The organism is Actinosynnema sp. ALI-1.44, assembly GCF_001984155.1.
Classification (GTDB): Bacteria; Actinomycetota; Actinomycetes; order Mycobacteriales; family Pseudonocardiaceae; genus Kibdelosporangium.
This window is the reverse complement of the sequence record NZ_MTQO01000054.1, coordinates 151,104-175,410: the sequence shown is the minus strand read 5'-3', so window position 1 is coordinate 175,410 and position 24,307 is coordinate 151,104. Positions and strand designations below refer to the sequence as shown.

The 24,307-nt window shown below is 68.0% G+C and carries 14 protein-coding genes and 1 pseudogene; 7 read left to right on the top strand and 8 right to left on the bottom strand.

What is annotated here, in order from left to right; genetic code table 11:
- Nucleotides 1-62: 62 nt before the first annotated feature.
- The 3 genes and pseudogenes from ALI144C_RS47715 to aceB form a co-directional block, all read right to left on the bottom strand.
- Nucleotides 63-593, bottom strand: a pseudogene (locus tag ALI144C_RS47715) (molybdopterin cofactor-binding domain-containing protein); the annotation flags it as partial.
- Nucleotides 594-712: 119 nt separating this feature from the next.
- Nucleotides 713-1,912, bottom strand: coding sequence for a DUF6986 family protein (locus ALI144C_RS47710; RefSeq protein WP_076993940.1), 1,200 nt, complete (start codon nt 1,910-1,912; stop codon nt 713-715).
- Nucleotides 1,912-3,450: a malate synthase A gene (gene aceB / locus ALI144C_RS47705; RefSeq protein ID WP_076993939.1), complete on the bottom strand. Its 1,539-nt coding sequence runs from the start codon at nt 3,448-3,450 to the stop codon at nt 1,912-1,914. Before aceB ends, ALI144C_RS47710 begins: the two co-directional genes overlap by 1 nt.
- Nucleotides 3,451-3,525: 75 nt before the next feature.
- Between aceB and ALI144C_RS47700 the strand changes: the two genes are divergently transcribed.
- The 3 genes from ALI144C_RS47700 to ALI144C_RS47690 all read left to right on the top strand — a co-directional run bounded on the left by ALI144C_RS47700 (nt 3,526) and on the right by ALI144C_RS47690 (nt 11,233).
- Complete coding sequence (locus ALI144C_RS47700) at nt 3,526-4,290, top strand: IclR family transcriptional regulator (RefSeq protein ID WP_076993938.1); 765 nt, start codon at nt 3,526-3,528, stop codon at nt 4,288-4,290.
- A gap of 292 nt (nt 4,291-4,582) precedes the next feature.
- Entirely contained in the window at nt 4,583-10,744 is a 6,162-nt protein-coding gene (locus ALI144C_RS47695; protein ID WP_083754032.1) for an RHS repeat domain-containing protein, read from the top strand.
- Between the two features lie 3 nt (nt 10,745-10,747).
- Nucleotides 10,748-11,233, top strand: a complete 486-nt coding sequence (locus ALI144C_RS47690) for a hypothetical protein (RefSeq protein WP_076993936.1) — start codon at nt 10,748-10,750, stop codon at nt 11,231-11,233.
- A 61-nt stretch (nt 11,234-11,294) separates the two neighbouring features.
- On the opposite strand, the gene ALI144C_RS47685 is transcribed toward ALI144C_RS47690, so the two are convergent.
- Both ALI144C_RS47685 and ftsY read right to left on the bottom strand, forming a co-directional pair.
- Nucleotides 11,295-14,774 carry an FG-GAP-like repeat-containing protein gene (locus ALI144C_RS47685; RefSeq protein WP_143231323.1) on the bottom strand — a complete coding sequence of 1,160 codons (3,480 nt, stop codon included), beginning with the start codon at nt 14,772-14,774 and terminating at the stop codon, nt 11,295-11,297.
- Nucleotides 14,775-14,917: 143 nt separating this feature from the next.
- On the bottom strand, nt 14,918-16,216 hold the full coding sequence (gene ftsY / locus ALI144C_RS47680) for a signal recognition particle-docking protein FtsY (RefSeq protein WP_076993934.1): 1,299 nt from the start codon (nt 16,214-16,216) through the stop codon (nt 14,918-14,920).
- A gap of 115 nt (nt 16,217-16,331) precedes the next feature.
- On the opposite strand from ftsY, the gene ALI144C_RS47675 reads away from it, so the two are divergent.
- The 3 genes from ALI144C_RS47675 (at nt 16,332) to ALI144C_RS47665 (ending at nt 19,879) form a co-directional block, all read left to right on the top strand.
- Nucleotides 16,332-17,483 (top strand): anhydro-N-acetylmuramic acid kinase, encoded by a 1,152-nt coding sequence (locus tag ALI144C_RS47675; protein WP_076993933.1) that lies wholly within the window; start codon nt 16,332-16,334, stop codon nt 17,481-17,483.
- On the top strand, nt 17,470-19,044 hold the full coding sequence (locus tag ALI144C_RS47670) for a sodium:solute symporter (RefSeq protein ID WP_076993932.1): 1,575 nt from the start codon (nt 17,470-17,472) through the stop codon (nt 19,042-19,044). Before ALI144C_RS47675 ends, ALI144C_RS47670 begins: the two co-directional genes overlap by 14 nt.
- A 193-nt stretch (nt 19,045-19,237) precedes the next feature.
- Nucleotides 19,238-19,879: a TetR/AcrR family transcriptional regulator gene (locus ALI144C_RS47665; protein ID WP_076993931.1), complete on the top strand. Its 642-nt coding sequence runs from the start codon at nt 19,238-19,240 to the stop codon at nt 19,877-19,879.
- On the opposite strand, the gene ALI144C_RS47660 is transcribed toward ALI144C_RS47665, so the two are convergent.
- Nucleotides 19,863-20,552, bottom strand: coding sequence for a YceI family protein (locus ALI144C_RS47660; protein ID WP_076993930.1), 690 nt, complete (start codon nt 20,550-20,552; stop codon nt 19,863-19,865). The genes ALI144C_RS47665 and ALI144C_RS47660 overlap by 17 nt on opposite strands.
- Before the next feature lie 131 nt (nt 20,553-20,683).
- On the opposite strand from ALI144C_RS47660, the gene ALI144C_RS47655 reads away from it, so the two are divergent.
- On the top strand, nt 20,684-21,856 hold the full coding sequence (locus ALI144C_RS47655) for a PucR family transcriptional regulator (protein WP_143231321.1): 1,173 nt from the start codon (nt 20,684-20,686) through the stop codon (nt 21,854-21,856).
- Here the strand turns inward: ALI144C_RS47655 and ALI144C_RS47650 are convergent.
- Nucleotides 21,785-22,693 carry a GNAT family N-acetyltransferase gene (locus ALI144C_RS47650; RefSeq protein ID WP_168211526.1) on the bottom strand — a complete coding sequence of 303 codons (909 nt, stop codon included), beginning with the start codon at nt 22,691-22,693 and terminating at the stop codon, nt 21,785-21,787. The two genes, ALI144C_RS47655 and ALI144C_RS47650, sit on opposite strands and share 72 nt — an antisense overlap.
- Nucleotides 22,694-22,760: 67 nt before the next feature.
- On the bottom strand, nt 22,761-24,020 hold the full coding sequence (locus ALI144C_RS47645) for a hypothetical protein (RefSeq protein ID WP_083754028.1): 1,260 nt from the start codon (nt 24,018-24,020) through the stop codon (nt 22,761-22,763).
- Nucleotides 24,021-24,307 lie beyond the last annotated feature (287 nt).

Below are 24,307 nucleotides of genomic sequence, written 5' to 3'. Positions count from 1 at the left end.
GAGATCTGACTGTCAGGCGCCAAGTCCACCATCCTGGCGCCTGACCAGCCGTGGTTCGACTTCTAGCCGGTTCGCGCGATGTGTTCCGGTCGGACAGGGACACGACCCAGCGCCATGCCTGTCGCGGCCCGGATCGCGGCAACGATCGCCGGGGTGGACGAGATCGTCGGCGGTTCGCCGACACCGCGCAGCCCGTACGGCGCGTGCGGGTCCGGGCGTTCGAGGACGTCGACGACCATCGGCGGCATGTCGAGCACGGTGGGAATCAGGTAGTCCGTGAAGGACGGGTTGCGGATCTTGCCGTCCGTCAGCTGGATCTCCTCCATCACCGCCAGGCCGAGGCCCCGCGCCGTGCCGCCGTGGATCTGGCCGAGCACCGCTTCCGGGTTGATCGCCTTGCCGACGTCCTGGGCGCAGGCGAGTTCGACCACCTTCACCAGGCCCAGGTCCACGTCGACGTCCACGACCGCGCGGTGTGCGGCGAACGCGTACTGCACATGGGCGTCGCCCTGGCCGGTGTCCGGGTCAAGGGCGTATGTCGGGCGGTGCCGCCATTCCACAACCTCGTCGATCACGTCCGTACCGAGCGCCTCGACGGTCTTGTGGCTGTCCAGCGGGCCGTCGATTCGTTGGTGCAGGGCGGCGCGCCATCGGGACGTTGCGCGTTCGTGCCGATGCCGCCGCGCGTGGTGACTGTCGCCGGACTGGTCAACTAAACCGCCCTTCTGTGGTACGCGCGCAACACGTCCATGGAGAGACCCGTCGCCTGGGTGATCTCCTCGGCCGTTGCGGCTCCACAGTCCACACTGCGCAACAGCGATGCCGAGAGCGCTTGCGCAGTGGCTGGTTCGTCGAGTACTCCACCATCCGCGCGTTCGGCGTACGCGGCAAGTCGTCGTGCGTCGTCGGCCAGGCTTTCCCGGTAGTAGCCGAACACGGCCGCGTACCGCGAGACCAGCTGTGCGGGATGCATGTCCCAGCCCTGGAAGAAGCCGTGTTCGAGCGAACGCCGGACCAGTCCGTAGTGGACGCGCCAGGCGGCCAGCACCTGCGGGGTGTCACCGACCGGCAGGACGTTGCTCGACCCGTCGGACAGGCGGACCCCGGTTCCGGCCGCGGAGACCTGCATGACGTGCCTGGCGAAGTCGCACGCGTGGTGTCCGAGATGTTGCTGCCCCGCGCCGAGACCGACGGCGGCCGTGTAGTCGTAGGTCCCGAAGTGCAGGCCGACCACCCGGTCGCCACCGGCCGCGATGAACGCGGGGATGGCGAGCCGCCCCTCGCTGTCCACAATGGATTGCGAGGTCTCCACCTGGATCTCGAAGGTGAGCGAGCCGCGCCGCCAGCCGAGGCGGTCCTCGAACGCACCGAGCAGTTCGGCGAAGACCTCGACCTGCTCGGCCGCGGTGACCTTGGGGAACGTGATCACGAAACCGGGCGGCAGGTCGTGCAGCACTTCCAGGAAGATGTCCAGGGTCCGGATGCCGCGGTCGCGCAGCGCGGGCGTGTCGAAGGACTTGATCCGCAGCCCGGACGAGAACGGCGCGATGCCCTCGGCGTGCCAGCGGACCAGGCAGCTCGCCGCGTGGCGGGCGTCGTCGTCCTCGGTTCCCGGCGCGCCGTAGCCGTCCTCGAAGTCGATCCGCAGGTCTTCGACCGGTTCCCGGACGAGCTTCGTCTTGACCCGTTCGGCCAGGTCGGGCGAGAGGTCGAAGCCGTGGTCCGCGAAGGCCGCAAGCGCTTGCTCGCCCCAGTCGCGCGGGGTGGTCGGCCCGATCCGGGATGCGGGCACGTAGCAGGTGTGCACCGGCTGGCGCCCGCCGCGGCCACCCGGGTACCGCGCCGCCCGTCGTCTGTCCACTTCGGACAGGCGAGCGGTGAGCGACGCGACGGCCGGTCCGTCGAGCAGCATCAGTCGATCTTCGCGTACGCGGGCAGCGTGAGGAAGTCGACGAAGTCGTCGGCCAGCGCGACCTGGTCGAACAGCTCGACGGCGTCGTCGAGGTGGGCGAGGCCGTCCAGCTCCTTGCGCGTCTCGGCGAGCACCTCACGGACCAGTTCAGCGGTCACCGGAGCGCCGTTGTCCAGCACGACGCCGTTGCGGACCCACTGCCACACCTGGGCACGGGAGATCTCGGCGGTGGCCGCGTCCTCCATCAGGTTGTGGATCGCCGCAGCGCCGTTGCCACCCAGCCAGGACGCGATGTACCGGACGCCGACGTCCACGGCAGCACGCAGACCGGCGTCCGTGGCCGAGCCGGGGGTGGCGGCGACGTTCAGCAGGTCGTCGGCGGTCACCGAGACCTCGTCGCGCGTCTTGTCCAGCTGGTTGGGCCGCTCGCCCAGCACGCCGTCGAAGACCTCCTGGCAGACCGGCACCAGGTCGGGGTGCGCGACCCACGAACCGTCGAACCCGTCGCCCGCCTCGCGGCTCTTGTCGTCACGGACCTTGGCCAGCGCCTGGGTCGTGACCTCGGGGTCGCGGCGGTTGGGGATGAACGCGGCCATCCCGCCCATCGCGAACGCGCCGCGCTTGTGGCACGTGCGCACAAGCAGCTCCGTGTACGAGCGCATGAAAGGCGCGGTCATGGTGACCGAGTTGCGGTCCGGCAGCACGAAGTCCTTGCCCGCGTCCCGGAAGTACTTGATCACGCTGAACAGGTAGTCCCAGCGGCCCGCGTTCAGGCCGGAGGCGTGGTCGCGCAGCTCGTAGAGGATCTCCTCCATCTCGAACGCCGCCGGGATGGTCTCGATCAGCACCGTGGCCCGGACCGTGCCGTGCGCGATGCCCAGCTGCTCCTGCGCGTGCGTGAACACGTCGTTCCACAGCCGTGCCTCGAGGTGGCTCTCCATCTTGGGCAGGTAGAAGTACGGGCCGCTGCCGCGCTCAAGCAGCTCTTTCGCGTTGTGGAAGAAGTACAGGCCGAAGTCGACCAGCGCGCCGACCGCGGGCTTGCCGTCGAACTCCAGGTGGCGCTCGTCGAGGTGCCAGCCGCGGGGCCGCATCACGATGGTCGCGTGCCTGCCCGGCTTGAGCTTGTACTCCTTGCCCTCCGGCGTGGTCAGCTCGATCGTCCCGCGCACGGCGTCGTACAGGTTGACCTGGCCACCGACCACGTTGTCCCAGTGCGGGGTGTTCGCGTCCTCGAGGTCGGCGAGCCACACCCGGGCGCCCGAGTTCAGCGCGTTGATCGCCATCTTGCGTTCGGTCGGGCCGGTGATCTCGACCCGCCGGTCGGTGAGGTCCTCGGGGGCCTGCGCCACGCGCCAGTCCGCCGACCGCACGCCCGCGGTCTGCGGCAGGAAGTCCAGCCTGCCGGTCCTGGCGGCTTCCGCGCGGCGCTCGGACCGCTTGACCAGCAGTTCGTCTCGTCGGGCACCGAACGCGCTGTGCAGGCCGGCCAGGAACGCGGTGGCCTCAGGCGTCAGGATCCGATCAGAATCGGACAAGAGGGTGCTCCTTTCTTCTGCACTTCGGACTATAATTTCTGGATAGCGGAACTTCAATGTGACGAGGAGACGGCATTGGCCCCAGGGACCAACGGCGGTGTGCAGTCTCTGCAGCGCGCCTTCGACCTACTGGAAGGCCTGGCGGACGCGGGCGGCGAGGCCAGCCTGTCCGAACTGGCGTCGGCCTCCGGCCTGCCCATGCCCACCATCCACCGGCTGATCAGGACGCTGGTCGCGCTCGGCTACGTCCGCCAGCACCCCAACCGCCGCTACGCGCTCGGCTCCCGCCTGATCCGCCTCGGCGAGAACGCGGGACGGCAGTTCGGCACCTGGGCCCGGCCGCTGCTGGCGGAACTGGTCGACGAAGTCGGCGAGACCGCGAACCTGGCGGTGCTGGAGCACGATGAGGTCGTCTACGTCGCACAGGCGCCGTCACGGCACTCGATGCGGATGTTCACCGAAGTCGGGCGCCGCCTGCTGCCGCACGGCACAGGCGTCGGCAAGGCGATGCTGTCCCAGATGGCGCCCAACGACGTCCGCGAACTGCTCAAGCGCACGGGAATGCCCGCGTACACGCCGAACACGTTCCAGGACCCCGAGCCGCTGATCAGGCACCTCGCCGAGATCACCACCCGCGGCTACGCCATCGACGAGGGCGAGCAGGAGCTCGGCGTGCGCTGCATCGCCGTTCCCGTCAAGGGAACGCCCAGTCCGGCCGCGATCTCCGTGTCCGGGCCGGAAGGCAGGCTCACCGACGAGATCGTGCCGAAGGTGGCGCCGATCGTGCAGCGGATCGCCGAGGCGATCTCGGAAACCCTGCACACCCGATCGTCGGGTTGACGCCAGCATTTCGACACCCCGAAACAATTGTCGATACTTTTTATATTCACCCGATGATCATCGCCTGGTGAATATCACAACGGATTACTCCGATCACCGGATTGAGCGGCCGTTCCCACTTTATCAGACAGCCTCTGAGCTGCACCGACTCCAGCGATCTCACACTGGTTTAACACAAGATCACCGCTTTGAGAACCACTTTGCGACATTGTGCAAAACGGTGATCCGGGTAGACACCGCCCACAAGGATTGGGGGTCTGGGGGGTTGCCTTAGCTGGAGGGGCACAACAGGATGATTCGAAGAAGACACCGGCTGGCGGGAGTGGGGATCGCGTTCGCGGTCACCGCCGGTCTGGTCACGATCACCGCGCCGGTCGCCGCGGCTGATCCCGACGCCGCGTGGTCGGCACAGCGTGAGAAATCCATCCCGGTGCGGACTGTCCCGGCTCAGCCGAGCGGACCGGACGCCGCCGAGGAGAAGGCGCTCAGGGGATCGCCGAAGGTCGAGTGGCCCAAACCATCCGTCACCGAAGTCGGCGCACAGCAGCGCGCCGCCGCCGCACCCGGCCCGATCCGGGTGTCCCGCAAGGAAACCGCGGCGGCACGCGCGAACAACGACGTCATCCGGGTCGAGGTGCTCGACAAGCGCCTTGACGGACCCGCGTTCCGGGTGGCGGGAGCGGCGAACCAGCCGCTGTCCGTCGAGGTCGACTACTCCGGTTTCCGCGACGCCTTCGGCGGCGACTGGGCCAACCGCCTCAAACTGGCCGTGCTGCCGGACTGTGCGCTGACCACACCGGAAGCTGTCGACTGCCAACCCAAAACCGTCAGCACACGCAACGACGGCAACGGCACGCTCGCCGCGGACGTCACCCCGCGCGAGAACCAGCTGTTCGCGGTCACCGCGGGCCCTTCGTCGGGAGCCGGTGACTTCCAGGCGTCCTCGCTGTCGCCGGGTTCGACCTGGTCGTCGGGTGCGTCGTCGGGTGACTTCTCGTGGCAGTACGAGATGGAGGCCCCGCCCGCGCTGGACGGCCCCGACCCCGACATGGCGTTGTCGTACTCGTCGGGCTCGGTGGACGCACACACCTCGGCGACGAACAACCAGCCGAGCTGGGTCGGCGAGGGGTTCGACTTCAACCCCGGCGGCTACATCGAGCGCCGGTACGCCAGTTGCTCCACGGACACCAAGGACAGCAACAACTCCAAGAAGACCGGTGACCTGTGCTGGCGTACCGACAACGCCACGTTGCAGCTCAACGGCAGCGGCGGCGAGCTCGTGCGCGACGATGCCACCGGCGCGTGGCGGCTGCGCAGCGACGACGGGTCGAAGATCGAGCGCCTGTCCGGCAAGGACAACGGCGACAACAACGGCGAAGCCTGGAAGATCACGACCAAGGACGGCACACAGTACTTCTTCGGCCTGAACAAGCTCCCCGGCTGGGCCACCGGCAAGGCGACCACGAACTCCACGTGGACCGCGCCGGTGTTCGGCAATCACTCGGGTGAGGACTGCTACAAGGCCGGGTCGTTCGACACCTCGTGGTGCCAGCAGGCGTGGCGGTGGAACCTCGACTACGTCGTGGACTCCAACGGCAACACGATGAGCTACTTCTACAAGACCGAGACCAACAACTACGCGCGCAACATGACCGCCACCAAGGTCAGCAGCTACGTGCGTGACGGTTACCTCGAGCGCATCGACTACGGCCAGAAGGACGGCGAGGTCTACACCAAGCCCGCCATCGGCCAGGTCTCGTTCACCGTCGCCGACCGGTGCGTCCCGGGCAGCGAGTGCGTCACGAGCAAGCCGCAGAACTGGCCGGACACCCCGCTGGACCAGCAGTGCACCAGCACGACCAACTGCGCCAACAAGTACACGCCGACGTTCTGGTCGCAGAAGCGGCTGGCGAAGGTGACCACCAAGGTGTGGAACACCAACGCGTTCAAGAACGTCGACGAGTGGACGCTGACGCACTCCTTCCCCGCGCCCGGTGACGGCACGCGGGCGGGCATGTGGCTGGCGTCGCTCAAGCGGACCGGTCTGGTCGGCGGCAGCGCCAGCCTGCCGGAGGTGAACTTCGACGGCGTCCAGATGCCCAACCGGGTGGACGGCATCGAGGGCATCCCGCCGATGAACTGGTGGCGGCTCAAGGCGATCCGCACCGAGACCGGCGGCGAGATCGCGGTGAACTACCTGCCCAAGGAGTGCGCCGCACCGGGCAACCTGCCGGTGGAGGACAGCAACGCCAAACGCTGCCACCCGCTGAAGTGGACGCCGGACTCGCTGGACGACCTCGCCAAGGAACGCTTCGACTGGTTCCACAAGTACGTGGTGTCCGACGTGACCGAGAAGGACCTGACCACCGGTCTGGCGCCGCAGGTCACCGAGATGAAGTACGTCGGCACGCCCGCGTGGCACCACGACGAGGAAGACGGCCTGATCCCGGCCGAGCGCAAGACCTGGTCGCAGTGGCGCGGTTACGACCGCGTCCAGACGCTCAAGGGCCAGGCAGGCGGCGAGCGCGAGCAGACCGAGACGCTGTTCTTCCGCGGCATGGACGAGGACAAGACGGCCGCGGGTGGTGTGAAGGACGTCAAGGTCGTCGACTCCAACGGTGTCGCGATCGACGACAGCAACGAACTCGCGGGCGCCGAGCGGGAGAAGATCACCTACGACAAGTCGGGCGGCAAGGTCACCGAACGGTCCATCAGCGACCAGTGGGTGTCCGCACCGACCGCGACCCGTGTCCGCACATGGGGAACCACCAAGGCACGCAGGACCGGCGAGTCCGCGGTCCGGCAGACCGAGGTCGACGCGGACGGCACGCAGTTCAAGTCGGGGTCCAACAACACCTTCGACGACAACGGCCTGCTGATCCGCTCGGAGAACCTGCACGACCTGAACAACCCGAATGACGACACGTGCACCCGTTACAGCTACACGCACAACCCGCAGACGTACGTCCTGGACGTGGAATACCAGGAGGAGACGGTCCGGGTCGCGTGTGACAAGACAGCCAGCCTCCCCGCGGACCTCGTCAACGTCGAGCGTACGTACTACGACGACAACGAAACCCTCGGCGCGGCACCGGTTCGTGGTGAGCCGACGCGTCGTGACGAGCTCAACGGCTGGGCCAACGGCGCACCGACGTTCAAGACCGTCGGTCGCACGAAGTACGACAGCTACGGCCGTGCGGTCGAGGCGTCCGACGTGTTCGGCAAGAAGAGCACGACGAAGTACGAGTCCAGTGTGGGCGGTCCGCTGACCAAGGTCACGACCACCAACCCGCTCGGGCACACGTCGAGCACCGAGTACGAGCCCGCGTGGGGCGACCCGGTCGCGATCACCGACACCAACGGCAGGCGCACCGAGAAGGCGATGGACCCGCTCGGCCGCGTGGTCAAGTCGTGGCTGCCGGGCCGGAGCCGTTCGCAAAGCCCCAGCACCGAACACAGCTACCTGGTGCGCACCAACGGGCCCAACGCGGTCATCAACAAGACGTTGCAGCCCGACGGCCAGTACGTCACCGACATCGATCTGCTCGACGGCCAGATGCGTGAACGGCAGTCGCAGGATCCCGCGCCGGGTGGCGGGCGTGTCATCACCGACACGATCTACGACTCGCGTGGGCTCGAGATCAAGACGAACGGCCCGTACTACAACGACGCCCCGCCCGGCACCGACGTGGTCACGCCGGACGAGGCGATGCTGCCGGCGCAGACCGTGTTCGAGTACGACGGCGAGGACCGCCTGACGGCCGAGATCTTCAAGGTCGAGGGCGTCGAGAAGTGGCGGACCACGCACTCGTACGCGGGCAGCCGCTACGACGTCGATCCGCCGGACGGGGCCACCCCGACCAGCAAGATCATGGACGCCGAGGGCAGGCTCGTCGAACTGCGGCAGTACAAGGGCAAGTCGCCGTCCGGGGACTACGACAGGACGACGTACACCTACACCCCGCACGGCCAGCTCGAAACCGTCACCGACCCGGCGGGCAACGTCTGGCGGCACGAGTACGACCTGCTCGGCCGTGAGGTCAAGACGACCGACCCGGACCGTGGCGTCACCGAGTTCACCTACGACGACGGTGACCAACTCGCCACGAAGAAGGACGCCAAGGGCAACGTGCTGGCGTTCGCGTACGACGACATCGGCCGCAACACCGCGATCCACGAGGGGTCGCTGGCCGGGCCGAAGCGTGCCGAGTGGACGTTCGACAAGCTCGCGGACGGCACTCCCGCTCCGGGCGTGCCGGCGTCGTCGACGCGGTACGTCAACGGCAACGCGTACACCCAGGCGGTGACCGGTGTCGACGCGGGCAACCGGCCGACCGGGATGACCGTCACCATCCCCCAGTCGGAAGGCAAGCTGGCCGGGACGTACAAGTTCTCGACCACCTACCGGCAGGACGGTGACATCGCCACGGCGACGATGCCCGCGGCGGGTGGGTTGACCGAGGAGACGCTGACCTACGGCTACAACAGCCTCGGTCTGGCGACCACGTTGTCCGGCAAGACGTCGTACGTCACCAACACCACCTACACCCCGTACTCGGAGCCGCAGCAGGTCACGCTGTCCGCAGGTGGCAAGTGGGTCAAGCGGTCCGCCGAGTACGAGATCGGCACGCGCCGGTTGGCGCGGACGGTGACCGAGCGGGAGACGCCCGGCCGGATGGTGGCGAACACGCAGTTCGGCTACGACCCGGCGGGCAACATCACCCGGATCCACAACCAGCCGGCCGCCGACACCGGGGAACCGGCCGACACGCAGTGCTTCCAGCAGGACTACCTGCGCCGGATGACCGGCGCGTGGACTCCTCGCGACGGGAACTGCGCCACACCACCGAGTTCGGCGAACCTGGGTGGCCCGGCGCCGTACTGGCACGGGTGGACCTACGACAAGGTCGGCAACCGGACCAACGAGACCAAGGTGACCCCGGACGGCAAGACCACGTCCAGCACCTACTCGTATCCGGAGCCCGGCCAGGCCCGTCCGCACGCCGTGCAGAAGGTGACCACGAACGGGCCGCAGGGCACGAAGGTCGACGACTACGGCTACGACGCGAACGGCAACACGACCGCTCGCAAGGGTCAGACCCTCGAGTGGGACCTCGAAGGCCAGTTGACCAAGGTCACCGACGGCCAGAAGGTCACGTCGTACCTGTACGACGCGGACGGTGAACGCCTGATCCGCCGTGACAGCAGCGGAACCACGTTGTACCTCGGTACCACCGAGGTACTGCTCACGCCCGCGGGCGTGGCGCAGGGCACGCGGCACTACGTGCACGACGACGAGACCATCGCTGTCCGTACCGCGGACAACAGGCTGCACTGGTTGGACCCCAACCACGTCGGCACGGCCGAGCTCTCGATCGACGAGCAGACGCAGGAGGTGACGCGGCGGCGGACCGACCCGTTCGGCTCCGTGCGTGGCGAAGCTCCGGCGTCATGGCCGGGCCAGCAGGGTTTCGTCGGTGGCACGATCGACGCCGACACGGGTCTGACGCAGCTCGGCGAACGCGCGTACGACCCGACGACGGGCAAGTTCGTCTCGGCCGACCCGGAGATCGACTTCGCCGAGCCGCAGCAGATGAACGCGTACGCCTACGCCAACAACAACCCGACCACCTATTCCGACCCCGACGGCCGGTTCTGGGTGATCGTGGCGCGTGTCGTGGCGGTCAAGGTGCTCGTGCCGGTGCTGAAACGGTTCGTCGTGCCGGTGCTCAAACGCGTCATGGTGTGGGTCGGCAAGAAGATCGTGCAGGGCCTCGCCTGGCTGGCCAAGAAGATCGGCATCAAGTGGGTGCAGGTGGCCCGCTGGGTGACCGTGATGGTGGTCAAGACCGTCCGGGTCTGGGTGCCCAAGATCATCAAGAAGATCCAGAAGTCCCGGGTCTGGAAAGAGGCCAAGAAGAAGATCGCCAAGTGGATCGGCAAGAAGAACGTCCAGCGGATCAAGAAGGCGATCCAGAAGGTCAAGCGGGTCTACAAGAAGATCAAGGAGAAGATCAAGAAGAAGCGGGAGCAGCCGCGCAAACCCCGCAAGAAGCAGAAGGAGAAGAAGCGCGAACCCACGCCGGAGCTCGTCGCGACCGGCAAGAACACCACGGTCGGGCCGCAGGTGAACCCGAGGAGAGCCGGTGACGACTTCGAACTCGACGGGGACGACGTCCTGCCGCAACCGGGCACGGAGGGCAAGTACCACGGCCAGTCCACGTTCGACAACGAGGAAGCGCTGGCCAAGAACACGAGCGGTGGGCCGATGTGGCGGCTGCCGAAGGGAACCCAGCTCCCGGAGGGCCTCGACTGGGTCTTCGACAACGACCCGCCCGGCCACCACACGATCTACGCCACCCGCAAGATGAAGTTCAGCGAGTACAAGGCGAAGGTCGAGGGCCTGCCGTGGGAGTATGTCCGGAAAATCAAGAGCACGAGACCAAAGGGCTGATCGGTGGACAGAGCTGACAAGGCGTGGAAGGCGCTTGAGCGAGCCACCGCGTCCTACCGTGAAGCGGGCGACGCGGTGCTGGCCGACGAGGACCTCGTGGCGAAGCTGCGGGCGATCTTCGCATCGGGCCGTAGCCACCACACGGCGCTGCGGCTGATCGCGGACCGTGCGCCGGAACGGCCGGAACTGGTCCAGGCGTTGCTGCCCGAACTGTTCCACGCGGCCCTCGGCGAGTCGCCGTACGCGACCCGCGCCAGGCACATCCTGGTCGGGCTGCCCGCCGACATGCGGGATCCGCAACTGGAGGCGTTGGCCTCCCGTGAGATCGCCGATCCGGACCCGGAGCGGTGGGAGGAACTGCGTGCGCTCGCCGTCCTGCTGGAGGACGTCGGACGGCTGGACATCCTGGTGTTCCTGAAGGAAGCGGTCAAGGACTCCCCTGAGGAGGCCCTGCGCTGGATAGCCGAGGACTTCCCCCGCTACAGCTAGCCAAGTAACCCTCGTGAGGGTTTCGGCCGGTTCTACCGGCCGAAACACTCACGAGGGTTTTTCAGGGTTCGATGCGCAGGATGTAGCGCTGGTTCGCCGCGTTGGCACAGGCCTGTTGCACGATGGCCGCGTTGTTCGCGGTGCTGGCACCGCTCACGGTCACGCACTTGTCGCTGTGCACGATCCTGGGCTGGACCACCACGTCCATCCCGCTCCCGCTGACGTAGTCCAGCCGGAACTGCTGGTTGGCCTGGGGCGCACCGGTCGGTTCACAGGTGTACTGGGTGATCCCGATGGTGTCCTCCAGCTTCCAGCCGGGGATGTCCAGGCACTTGCCCGCCGCCGTCTTGATCTGGAAGTACGGCGTGCTGCCCACCCGGTCCAGCTCCACCTGCTGGTGCGCGGCCGTGGCCACGCAGTCCTGCTGCTGGAACGCCCCACCGTCGGCGGTGTTGCCGGACGGGGTGCCCGAGCACTTCTCGCTGTGGCTCGGCTGCAGGCGGTACTTGCGGCCAGGTTCGATGTACACCTTGTCCGCCACGTCGGCGACCGCCCCCTGCCAGTCGGTTCGCTTGTCCGCGAAGGCCGATCCGGTCGAGGCGAACGTGTACATCTGGCGCTGGCCGTTGCCCGTGTCGTACAGGGTCGCGACGTCGCCCTTGCCGTCGCCGTTGAAGTCCCCGGCCGCCAGTGAGGACTTCACCGCGTCGAACGCCGTGCTCTCCCAGCCGACCGACGTCGTCCACGTGTTCGTCCCGGACGTGAAGATCTGGAACTGGGTGGAGTTCGCGCCCCGGTTGTAGGCGGCCACGATCTCGTCCCGGCCCGCCGCGTCCCCGTTGACGTTCGTGCTCACGAACGTGGCCTTGGACCGGTCGAACGCCGTGCTTTCCCACTGCGACACCGGCGCCACGAACGTTCCGGCGTTCGAGACGTGCAGCCACAGCTTGGTCTGCGTGGTGCCCGGGGCACCGCGGAACGCGGCGATGTCGTCGTCGCCGTCGCCGTCGAAGTCCCCGGCGACCGGCGTCAGGTGGTTGACGTCCAAGCCGTTGGCGCCGCTGTCCCACTGCTGGACCGGCGCCGAGAACACGCCACCACCCGACGTGTGGATCCACAGCTTGGTCTGCGCTCCGGTCAGCCCCTGGAACACGGCCAGGTCGTCGTCGCCGTCCCCGTCGAAGTCCCCGGCGGTGATCCGCAGGTGGGACAGGCGGTAGTCGCCCGTCCACGCGGGTTCGCTTTCCGCGTTGAACCGGTTGCTGTCCGAGCGCAGCAGGTACAGCCGCACCTTGCGGTCCGGGTCCTCGCGCAGCACCGCGATGTCCGACCGCCCGTCACCGTCGAAATCGCCGTTCGCGCTTTTGATCCGGTACATCGGGAAACCACCGCTGACATCGGTGTCCCAGCCGACGTAGCCCGAGGAGAACCCGCCGCCCGTCGACAGGAAGTTCCACGCCGCCGTCCGGCCGTTGCCCTGGTCGAACAGCATCGCGAAGTCCGCGCGCCGGTCGCCGTTGGTGTCCGCGCGGACCGCTGCGCCGGGGACCGTGCGGACGTTCGCCGTCAGCGTCCACGAAGGACCTGACGGGCTGATGTTCCCCGCCCTGTCGACGGCCCTGACGTACAGCGGGCGACTGGACTCGTCATCCCACACCGTGATCGGCACGGTCGCCGAACCGTTGGCGTCGGCGGCCACCCACATCGTCGTCTTGTCCTGCTGGAAGCCGTAGCGGAAGCCCGCGATGTCGGTGTCCGTCCCGCCCCTGGTGAACGTGACGGTGCCGAGTTCGCCGACCGACCGGACGGGGGTGTTGTCCGGGAAGTCCGCCGACGTGATCGTCGGCGGGACGGGACGCGTCCGGTCGACCGTGAAGTAGCAGCGCGGGGAGTCCGTGCTCGCCGCGAGGGTGTCCATGATCCTCGCCCGGTAGTTGAACACCTTCGTGGGCTGGTCCTCGGGCAGCACACCGGCGGCCACCGGTGACCACGCGAACGCCCCGCCGGACCGGAACAACGGGCTGTCGGCCGTGTGCTTCACCGTGTCGCCGTCGAGGATCTCCAGCCGTCCACGGACATTGTCACCGTCAGGGTCGGACGCGATCGCCGAAAACGACGGCGAGGCCGTGTTCAACGCGGTCGGTGCTGCGGCTGTGCCGCACGGCGTCGGCGGGACGGTGGTGAAGTCGACCGGCGCCCGTGGCTTGTTGTTGAACTCCACGACGAGCCGTGCGGTCGCGGGCAGGAACTTCTTCCACTGCGCCGCGTCGTTCTCGTTCGCCGCGCGCAGGCCGAACGTCAGCGTGCCCGTCTTGGCGTTGGCCGTGTTCTGCACGAGAGTCTTGAGCGCGGCCGAGCCGAACTCCATCGGCAGGTCCGGCTGGGTCGTCGTGCAGCCGCCGCCCTCGTTGGCGTTGCCGGAGCGGGTGTCGAGTTTGGTGGTCCACCAGTTCTTCGAGGTGTTCCAGGTGACCTTCGTCCCCTCGTTGATCGCGCTGGTGTGCCACAGGTCGACCGGGGTCGCCGCACACGCGCCCGAGTGGTCGAGCGTCACCGCGAACCACGTGTTCAGCACCTGCGCACCGGCGATCGGAGCCGTGTTGACCTGGAAGAAGGAGCGGTAACGCGAGGTCGGCGACGAGTAGCTCTGGTAGCCGACACGAGCCGAGTCACGCTGTGACGTCCAGTACTCGGTGTCCGGCGAGTAGGAGTTCACCGAGGTCCAGCGGTACTGCGTGCCGCTGTAGGACGGGTCGATGTACAGCGGGAAGTTCGTGTCCGGTGCCGTGAGCATCCCGGCGTCCGGCACGACGGTGAGCTCGTTGTCACCGACCTTGAGCCCCATCGGCCGGTGCTCGATCTCCCGCGGCGCGGCGGACCTCGCGGCCACGGGCGTGTCCCACATGGTCGGTTGCCCGGACACGAAGACCGCGTTCCCGCTGTCGTCGACGGCCGTGCTCGTGCCGTTCTCGCCTGCCTTGATCGTCAGGCCGGACGTGGCGAACTTGATCTCCCGCAGCTCGGGGTTCGCCGCGGCCTCGGCCGTGTGCACGACCAGGACCTGCGAAAACCCGTCGACATCGGCTGTGACCCGGAGGTCGACGCCCGGCAGGACCTCTCGGTACGCGGCCGTGTCGCCGTCCAGCTCCGGCTCCGGCAGTGGGCGGGGCCAGGACAGTGCCAGCTTCTTCCCGTCGCGCTCCAGCGACGCGAGCGCGACGGCGCCGCCGCCGGACAGCCGGATCCTCATCGGTGTGACCTTCGGGCGCACCGTGCCGTCGGGATCACGGACCAGCGTGGTGTCCACCGGCGCCCACCCCTGCGCCGTGCGAGCGCGGAACGGCCGGACGAATTCCTCCAGAGTTCTTGTGCCGGACGGGTTCTGGAACACCCTGGTCGTCTCGGTGCCCAGCGCGGTCAGTTCGACAGGAGCGTCCTGCCCGGAATCGCCGGGACGACCGACGGCCTGCGGCGCACCGGCCACCAGGCACGCCAATGCCAACGCGCACGCCGAAACGCGCGCGGATCTTCGCGATGTCAAGCCTTGTCCCCTTCAGACACGAAGGCGGGGACTCGCAGCGGCACCCCCCACGGAACCGTTGTAGCCCAGGCCAATCATCCCCGCTGGGGCATCCTCGCAGGTTCCGGGCAAAGAAGACATAGCGTTGCAGAGTGTGGCAGGCCCTATCCCAGCAGGGCGTCCACGAACGCGCCCGGTTCGAACGGCGCCAGGTCGTCCGCGCCCTCGCCGAGCCCGACCAGCTTCACGGGAACGCCCAGTTCGCGCTGCACCTGGAAGACGATGCCGCCCTTGGCCGTGCCGTCCAGCTTGGTCAGCACGATGCCGGTGACGTCGACCACCTCGGAGAACACGCGGGCCTGGGTGAGGCCGTTCTGCCCTGTTGTCGCGTCGAGCACCAGCAGCACCTCGTCGATCTTGGCCTGCTTCTCCACCACTCGCTTGACCTTGCCCAACTCGTCCATCAGGCCGGTTTTGGTGTGCAGGCGGCCTGCGGTGTCCACGAGCACCGCGTCGACACCGGCGTCGGTGCCGCGTTTGACCGCGTCGAACGCGACGGCGGCGGGGTCGGCGCCTTCCTTGCCACGGACAACCTCCGCGCCGACGCGCGTTGCCCATGTGGCGAGTTGTTCGGCGGCTGCGGCGCGGAAGGTGTCGGCCGCGCCGAGCAGGACCGAGCGGCCGTCGGCGACCAGGACGCGGGCCAGTTTGCCGGTCGTGGTCGTCTTGCCGGTGCCGTTGACGCCTGCGACGAGTACGACGGCGGGTTTGGCGTCGTGCGGCAGGGCACGCACCGAGCGGTCCATTTCCGGGTGCAGTGCTTCGACGAGCACCGAGCGGAGCACCGCACGGGCTTCGGCCGCGGTGCGGACGCCGCGTGAGGTCAGTTCGTCGCGGAGTTTCGTGATGATCTCCGCCGTGGTCGCCGCGCCCAGGTCGGCGAGCAACAGGGTGTCTTCGACGTCGGTCCAGGAATCCTCGTCCAGGTCGCCTGCGCCGAGCAGCCCGAGCAGGCTCTGCCCGAACGTCGAGCGCGACCGGGCCAGCTTCCCGCGCAGGCGCTCCAGCCGTCCGGCGGTCGGTTCGATCTCGTCGATCTCGACCGGTGCTTCCACCGGCTCTTCCGCTGGCGCCTCGACCGCGTCGGGCAGCGGAATGTCGACTATGTCGCGTTTCTCGGAATCCCTCGGCACCGCGGCGTCGTCGCCGACTCCCGGCTGGCCGTCGACCTCCGTGCGGTCCTCGACCGGGTGCACCGGCGGTTCGACCGTCGCCGTCCCGCTCCCGCCGGACGACAGGCTGATACCGCTGTCCGCCTGGTATTTCGCCCGTTCCTCGACCGGCTTGCGTTCGGTGTCGGTGAGGCTCACCCGGCGGCGCTTGGCCAGCACAAGGCCGGTGACCACGCCGATGGCGATCAGGACCAGGACGACCGCGAGGATCACGATGAGTTCGGTGGACACAGGGTCATCCTCGCATCCACGCCTTCGACAAGCTTCAACCGCTCTTAACTCGTTTAGGTCAAGAATTAACGACAGCTCTTGCGCTATCCCGTTGTGTGGAATACACCACTCGTTCATGGACTCTTGCCGGGTCGTGGGCCTGATCTCGGGCACTTCGGTGGACGCCATCGACGTGGCCGTGGCCGACATGCGGATCGACCAGGGCGTCATCGAGCTGGCACCGGCCGGGCACACCGAGTTGGACTATCCGCCACACCTGCGTGACGAACTGCTCACCATGGCGTCCCGCGGCACCAGCGCCGAACAGCTGTGCAAGCTCGACACCCGGATCGGCCAGTCCTTCGCGCACGCCGCCGCCACCGCCATCAGCGAGTTCGGCCCGGCTGACGTGATCGCGTCACTCGGTCAGACCGTCCACCACTGGGTGGAGGACGGCACTTGCCTCGGCACGCTGCAACTGGGCCAGCCCGCGTGGATCGCGGAGCTGACCGGCCTGCCGGTGATCTCCGACCTGCGGGTGCGTGACGTCGCCGCGGGCGGGCACGGTGCCCCGCTCGCCGGGTTGTTCGACCGGATGTGGCTGCGCGCGGAAATCGCGTTGAACATCGGCGGAATCGCGAACATCACGCTGCCCGGCGGCACGGCGTTCGACACCGGTCCCGGCAACGCGCTGCTCGACGCGGCCGCGGAGCAGCTCACCGGCAAACCGTTCGACGAGGACGGCGCGCTCGCGCTGGCGGGCACGATCCGCCAGGACCTGCTCGCACACCTGCTTGCCGACCCGTACTACGTGCTGGACCCGCCTAAGTCGACCGGCAAGGAGCACTTCAACGCCGGTTACCTGAACGCCGCACTGGCCGAGGTGCCCGAGGTCGGCGCGGCCGACCTGATGGCGACCCTGGTCGAACTGACCGCCGTCACCATCGCGCGGGCATGCGCGGGGCCCGGCGAACCGAGCCGTGTCGTGGCGTCGGGCGGCGGGGTCCGCAACCCCGCCCTGATGGCCGCGCTGGCTCGCCGCTTGGACGTCGTGACGAGTGATGAACTGGGGGTTCCGAGCGACGCCAAGGAGGCCTATCTCACCGCCTTGCTCGGTTTCCTGACGTGGCACGGAATCCCCGCCGACCCGCGGACCGGCGCGGGACCGCGGCTGCTCGGCAGCATCACGCCGGGCCGCGATCCGTTGCGCATGCCCGCCCCAGCGGCAGACAACGTGAGCCAACTGCGAGTCGTGGAAACACTGGGAGGGCACCTTGCGCGTTCTTGATCTCGCCATCATCGCGATCTTCTTAGTCGGGATGCCGCTGCTGGGAGTCCTGATCGGCGGCAGACAGAAATCGTCCGACGACTACTTCGTCGGCGAGTCCAAGATCTCGTGGTGGGTGGTCTGCCTCTCGGTGGTCTCCGCCGAGACGTCCACCCTGACCGTGCTGAGCGTGCCGACCGTCGCCTACCTCGCCACACCCGAGGCGGGCGGGATGACGTTCCTGTCGCTCGCGTTGGGCTACGTGATCGGCCGCATCGTCGTCTCGTTCGTCCTGCTGCCCAAGTACATCGCCGGTGACCTGGTCACGGCGTACGCGTTCCTCGGCAAGCGGTTCGGCAACGGCATCCAGAGCACCGCGTCGGTGACGTTCCTGTTCACGCGGTTGCTGGCCGACGGCCTGCGGCTGTTCGCCACCGCCATCCCGATCAAGGTCGTGCTGGCCGAACTCGGCATGCCGGACGTGAGCTACTGGTGGATCGTGGTCGCGCTCGGTGTCGCGATGGTGGTGTACAGCTACTTCGGCGGTGTCCGCGCGGTCGTCTGGGTCGACGCGATCCAGATGCTCTGGTACATCCTCGGCGCCGCCGTGGTGATCATCGCGCTGGCGGGCAAACTGCCGGACGGCTGGTTCGGCAAGGCCGTCGACGCCGACAAGTTCCAGCTGTTCGACGTGTCGTCGCCGTTGCTGAGCAACCAGTACGCGCTGATCACGGCGGTGATCGGCGGCGCGGTGCTGTCGATGTCCTCGCACGGCGCCGACCAGCTGATCGTGCAACGGCTGATGGCGACGAAGGACGTCAAGGCCAGCCAGAAGGCGCTGATCGGCAGCGGTGTCGTCGTGTTCTTCCAGTTCGCCCTGTTCCTGTTCATCGGCGTGATGCTGTGGGCGTTCTACCAGGGCGCCTCGCCGACGAAGGCGCTCGGGCTGGGCAACAACGACGAGTTGTTCCCGACGTTCATCATCAGGGAGCTCCCGTCCGGTTGGTCCGGGTTCGTGCTCGCCGGAATCCTCGCGGCGGCGCTGAGCTCGTCACTGGGCGCACTGGCATCGTCCACCGTCACCGACGTGATCCAGAAGGTGAAGCGGCGCCCGCTCACCGACAGCGAAGTGCTCCGCCAAGGTCGCGTTTGGACACTGGTGTGGGCGGCCATCCTGACCGTGTTCGCCGGGCTGTTCGCCACGTTCTTCGAGCGCGGCCAGCCGATCGTCGAGCAGGGACTGTCCATCGCGGGGTTCACGTCCGGCGCGCTGCTCGGCGCGTTCCTGCTCGGCCTGATGTTCCGCAGAGCCAGGCAGTTCGACGCGATCGTGGCGTTCCTCGTAACAGTGGTGGTGATGGCGTTCGTCATCCTCGGGCTGAAGTTCACGAAGGCGACCGGCGCGTTCGCCGGGGTCGACTTCGGCAAGCCGACCGCGACGTCGGTCAGCCTCGCCTACCCGTGGTACCCGGTGGTGGGCGTGGTGATCACCCTGGTCGTCGGCGGACTGCTTTCCTTGCGCCACCGGACCCCCGTAGACCCACCACCGACGGAGGAGCAGGCTTCGGCCAAGGCCGCGTGAACTGAACCCCTCCCGTGCCCACGGACGTCTATTGTGGGAGAACCTTTGAGAGGGGACGGCATGACACAAGGCCCAACGCTGGCCAACCGCACCTCAGGGGAACGTGGCGCAAACCAGCCACCTGCACGTACCGAACTGAACGGTGCCAACCCAAGGTGACCAAGCGCCGAAACTTCGGGGAGGCGGAACTGTCGTGACCGGCACCACGCGGGCATCGCGGCGGCACTACGGCGGCAGGTCAGACGCACAGCGGCGAGCCGAGCGACACGAGCGCCTGATGGAGGCCGGGCTGGACCTGTTCGGCTCGGACGGCTACGCGGCGACGTCCATCGAACGGCTGTGTGCGACGGCGAGCGTGTCGACCCGGAACTTCTACGAGGAGTTCTCCGGCCGTGAGGCGCTGTTGATGGCGTTGCACGACCGGATCACCCAACGGGCGATGGAGAACGCGCTCGCCGCGCTGGCCGGGTGCGAGGAGGACCCGCTGCGGGACCGCGTCGGCAAGATGGTGCGCGCGTACATCACGACCACGTCCAGTGATCCGAAGTGGACGCGCCTGGCCTACGTCGAGGTCGTCGGCGTCTCGACAGCGGTGGAACAGCACCGGCTGACCTGGCGGGAACGCATCATCGAGTTCCTCGTCGGCGAGGCGAACCGGGCTGTGCGCCGTGGCGAGGCCGCGCCGCGCGACTTCCACCTGACGGCGGTCGCGTTCATCGGCGCGGTGAACGAACTCGTCTACTACTGGTCGACGCACGACCGCGTGCACCCGCTGGACGACCTGTGCGCCGAGGTCACCCGGCTCGCGGTGGCCGCGATCACGTCGCCTTCCTGAGCGTCAGCAACACTTCGATGACGCCGTTGTCCTCGATGTCGATGCCGGGGATGCCCGGGTCGGGGATCGCGTAGTCGGCGAACACCACCGGGATGGCGGTCTGCACCTGGATGGTGTCGTTGGTGCGGACGGCGCTCAGGTCGACCGTGACGGGTTTGCTGACACCCCGCAAGGTGAGCTGGCCGGCCGCTTTGACAGTCACCTTCTGCCCGACGGCCGGTACGGATCCGAGGTCGGCCTGCCCCTGCAGTGCGAAGGTCGACGTCGGGAACTGGGACACCGACATGATGCTGGTGCGGAACTGCTCGTCCCTGCCGCTCTTGTCGGTCGCCACGGACCCCATGTCCACCGTGACCGTTCCGCTGGTGATCCGGGTACCGCTGAGCGCGACCGCGCCAGTCACCCTGCCCGTCCGGCCGACCGCTGTGGTGTCCTGGCCGAACAGGATTTCCTTCACCCGGTACCCCGCCTGCGAGCCCTCCGACACCGCCCAGGTCCCGTCGACCGGGACCGCGGCGCCGCCTGCATGCTGGCCCTCCCCCAGGGCCAGTTCCCGGGCAGGCGGGTCGGAGAGCACGTTGATGTAGAACCAGGGGCCGCCGACGAACGCCAGCAGTCCCAGTGCGACCGCGCCGATCAGCCACGCCTTCCAGTGCCGCCTGAATCTGCCCATGCGGGTACTACGCCGCCCGGCGCGGTCCGGTTCACCGGCTGGGCGCGATCAGATCGGTCGGCACTCGCCCTGGCCAGTTGACCGGTCAGCCCATACGGTCGGACGTGAAGGTTTTTCACGAGGAGGCGATGATGCCTGCTGGTCGGACGAGACTGCGTCGGCTGCTGGAACAGATGCGTGCCGATCCGGACACCGTCGAAGGCGTGACGGCGGCGGCGAGAGCCAGGTCCGTGCTGGTCGGCGCGTTGCCGCAGCAGGACGTCCAGCGGCACATCGCGGCGCTGATGGCCGCCGTGTCCGCCGCCTACATCGACGGCGTCGAGCTCAGCGACAACATCCACGTCGCCGACCGGCTCGCCGAAGACCGCGCGTTGCAGGGGATCCCCCTCGGCGCGCTGCTCGAAGGCTTCCAGGCAGGCAGGCAGTACGTCATGCACCAGATCTTCGAGCGCACCACCCGCACCGGCATCGAGCCCGACGAGCTCTTCGCCGGGCTGATGGAGCTGGACGCGCTGGCCAACGCCCTGCAGAACCGGCTCGTGTACGTCTACCGGGAGACCGAGCTGAGCCTGACGCGCACGACGCACGCCGTGCGGCTGCAGGCGCTGCGCCGGTTGCTCCACAAAGGACCAGCGGGTACCGCCGCCGCGGTCGGCCTCGATCCGCACCGACGTTACCACTGTGTCATCGCCGACGTCAGCGCGCCACGGGAGGCACGTCAGTTCGAGGCCGCGCTGACGACGGCGGACGGTTTGTGCGGCATGGTCGACGGCTACCTGTGCGCGGTCAGCGGGCGGTTGCCGGAGAAGGACTTCGACATCCTGCTCGTGGCCGCACCCGCTGTGCCCGCGTCGCAACTCGCCGGGGCCTACCGGCTGTGCCAGACGGCGCTGGCTTCCGCGCGCCGTCGGCAGCTGCGCGGGCTGCAGCACCTGACCTCGTTGGCGTTGCCGCTCAGCGTCGACACGCATCCCGCTCTAGGGCGGATGCTGGCCGCCGAGCATCTGGCGTGTCTCGACCGGGACGACGAGTTCCACCGGCTGCTGGCCAAGACGGCCCTGACCTACCTCGAACACGGCGGCCGGACCGATCTCGTCGCCGGTGCCCTGCATGTGCATCCGAACACCGTCAAACACCGGCTTCGTCGGATGGCCGAGCTGACTTCGTTCGATCCGACGCCGAACGGGAACGGCTCGCTCGCGCACGCTTTGCGCTGGTGGTGGGCGTTGCAGTCATGGCTTGCGCCTGTAGCTGACAAGCTCAAGCTCGATGGTGAAGCCGAGTCGCTGGAACATGGTGGATGAGGGGTCGTTGTCGATCCGGACCACCGCGGCCGCCTGGGATTTGGCGCCGTTCTCGGCGTCCAGCTCGCACAGCAGGCCCTTGACGACCCGTCTGCCGACCCCGACGCAACGCATGTCGGGTTCGACCGCGACGAAGTCCACGAGGTGCTCGATCTCCTGCGTGTAGCCCGCCGCGAAGCCCGCGAGCTTCCCGTCGGCCTGCCGCAGCGCCACGACGGTGTGTTTGCCGTACAGCAGCTGCTCCGGCGTATAGGTCGTGTCCGGGAAACATCGTCGGAGCAGCGCGATGAACTGGTCGTTGAGGCTGCCGTCGGCAGGCAGCCGTTCGACCTGTTCGCACTCCTGGGTCAGCATGGACCGCAGGTCGGCTCCTGGCAAGGTGAATATCCGGGTGGGGGTCTCCCGCTCGAAGCCGTGCCGTCTGGCGAACTCGGCGAGCTCCCGGTGCTCGGTGTGGCCGTAGAGGTTCAAGTCGGTGATGCCTCGTAGGTGCGGCAAGTGCGACGCGGCCTCGTAGAGCATGTCCGCGGTGGTGTGCCACGCGTGCGGGGTCGCCGGATGGCCGGTGGGCACGTCGATGTGCGGCCCGTACAGCCACGCACGGCCAACGTCCGGATTGACGTCGGTACTCAGCACGCCGCGCAGCGCACCGCTCGACGCGATGGCCAGCACGGCACCTTCGTGCCATTCGGGTTGGACACCGGCCAGCTCGTCAGCGATTTCCTCCTCGGAGTACCCGAAGAAACCGATGTGGTGCGCGGGGTCGGCCTGCAGACGTGTGATGAGCGACACGACCGCAGGCAGATCGTCCCGCGTAGCCGGGCGGATTTCTGTCATGACGGAAATCCTGAACTTCCGAACGGCCGTGCGCATCTGGTTTAACGGCGTGTTGGTGAACAGGTGTTCATTCGATACGGAGCAGCTCCTCCAACTCCACCCTGAGCTTGTCGTCCGGTTCGGCCGCCGCAGCCGCACGGACCGCGGCAACGGCATCAGCGGGCAGGCTGTCGCGTGGCCAGGCCCTGAGCGCCTTCAGGGCGTTGTACCGGTTGCGTGTCAGACGATTCGCCAACGCGGTCCGGACCAACGGCCACGTCTGGCCGCCTTCCCTGCTCATCACGACGTCCAGGGCGTGGTCGGCCTCGAAGCCCGGTCCGATCCCCAGCTCCGCCTGCGGACCCGTCGCCAGGTCCGGCAATGGCAGCAACTGCTCGGCCAACTCGGCCAGGTCCTCGACGTCGGCGTAGAACCAGAGGTGCTGCTCGAAGGGGTGCGACCGCAGCCATCCCCCGACCCGGTCCCGGAGCTTGAGTCCCAACTGTTGCGCAGGCCAGAGCGCATCCATGAAGGTGTCCAGGTCAGGCGCGTCGAGCGCACGCCGGACCACCTCGATCCACGCCAGGCCGGTCGCCACGTCCCTGCCCTTGTCACCCAGGCTCAGCACAGCGACGGCCCGCCCGAGCGTCGGCCGGTCCCGCACCAGCGCGAGATACCGGTCGATCGCAACCGGCCCGTCCCGGTAGTCCGTGATGTCCTCGACCGGGCCGTCTGTGTCCGACAACGCCGCCAGGATGCCACCGGCCCCGTCGAGCAGTTCGTCGTCCACGACCGCGGCGGTGAGAGCGTCGGCGAGACCGCCTGTGGTGGCGGCGATGTACGCGAGGTACTCGTCCATCACGCCGTTGCGGAACCCTTCCCGCAGCAGCCAGGCCTTGATCTCGGGATCCGTTGTGCCTTCGAGTCTTTCCACGGAGTGGATGCGGCCCCACGCCCGCACACGCCGCGCCATCTCGAAGACCGCCATGTCCCGGTCGGACTGCGTCCGCTCCAGCGCGACCACGGCGTACAAGGTGAGATCCTCGATGGATCCCAACAGCAGCAACAATTCCCGATCACGCTCGTCACCGGTTAGTCCTATCAGGACCAAACCGGCGGCCACGGCGTTGCGCCGAGTTCCGTGCTCGGCGAGCCAACGGCCGACTTCACGGACCCGCGCGCGGCTCGCGCCCGCGAGCAGCGTGCCGAGCGGATCGGCGACCGGCAACGCGTCGATGTCCGCAAGGAGGTCGTGAAGTCGTTGCAGCGCTGGGAGATCCGGTGGGGACTCGACGATCTGCCTGACCGCTTCGACGATCTTGGCCGCGGCTGCGTCGCCGCTCTCCACCCGGGTATGATGGGTACTGACGCCGTCACGCACCGAGCCCGACATCAGCGGCACGGATTGCTGATCCGGCAAGGGATATCCGCCATCCGGCCATGGGCCGGGACCGTGCGCGGCCGCAAGAGCCAGCGCGTGTGCGAAGAAAGTATGCCCGGTGTCGACTGCTCCTGGCAGCCTCCACTGGCTCATCGGACTGGGCGGAAGCCGCCCTTCAACTCGATCACGTCGCCAAGGATGCCGCAACGAAGCCAACTCGCGCAAGTGGTAGTCATGGGGGCAAGACCACTGGA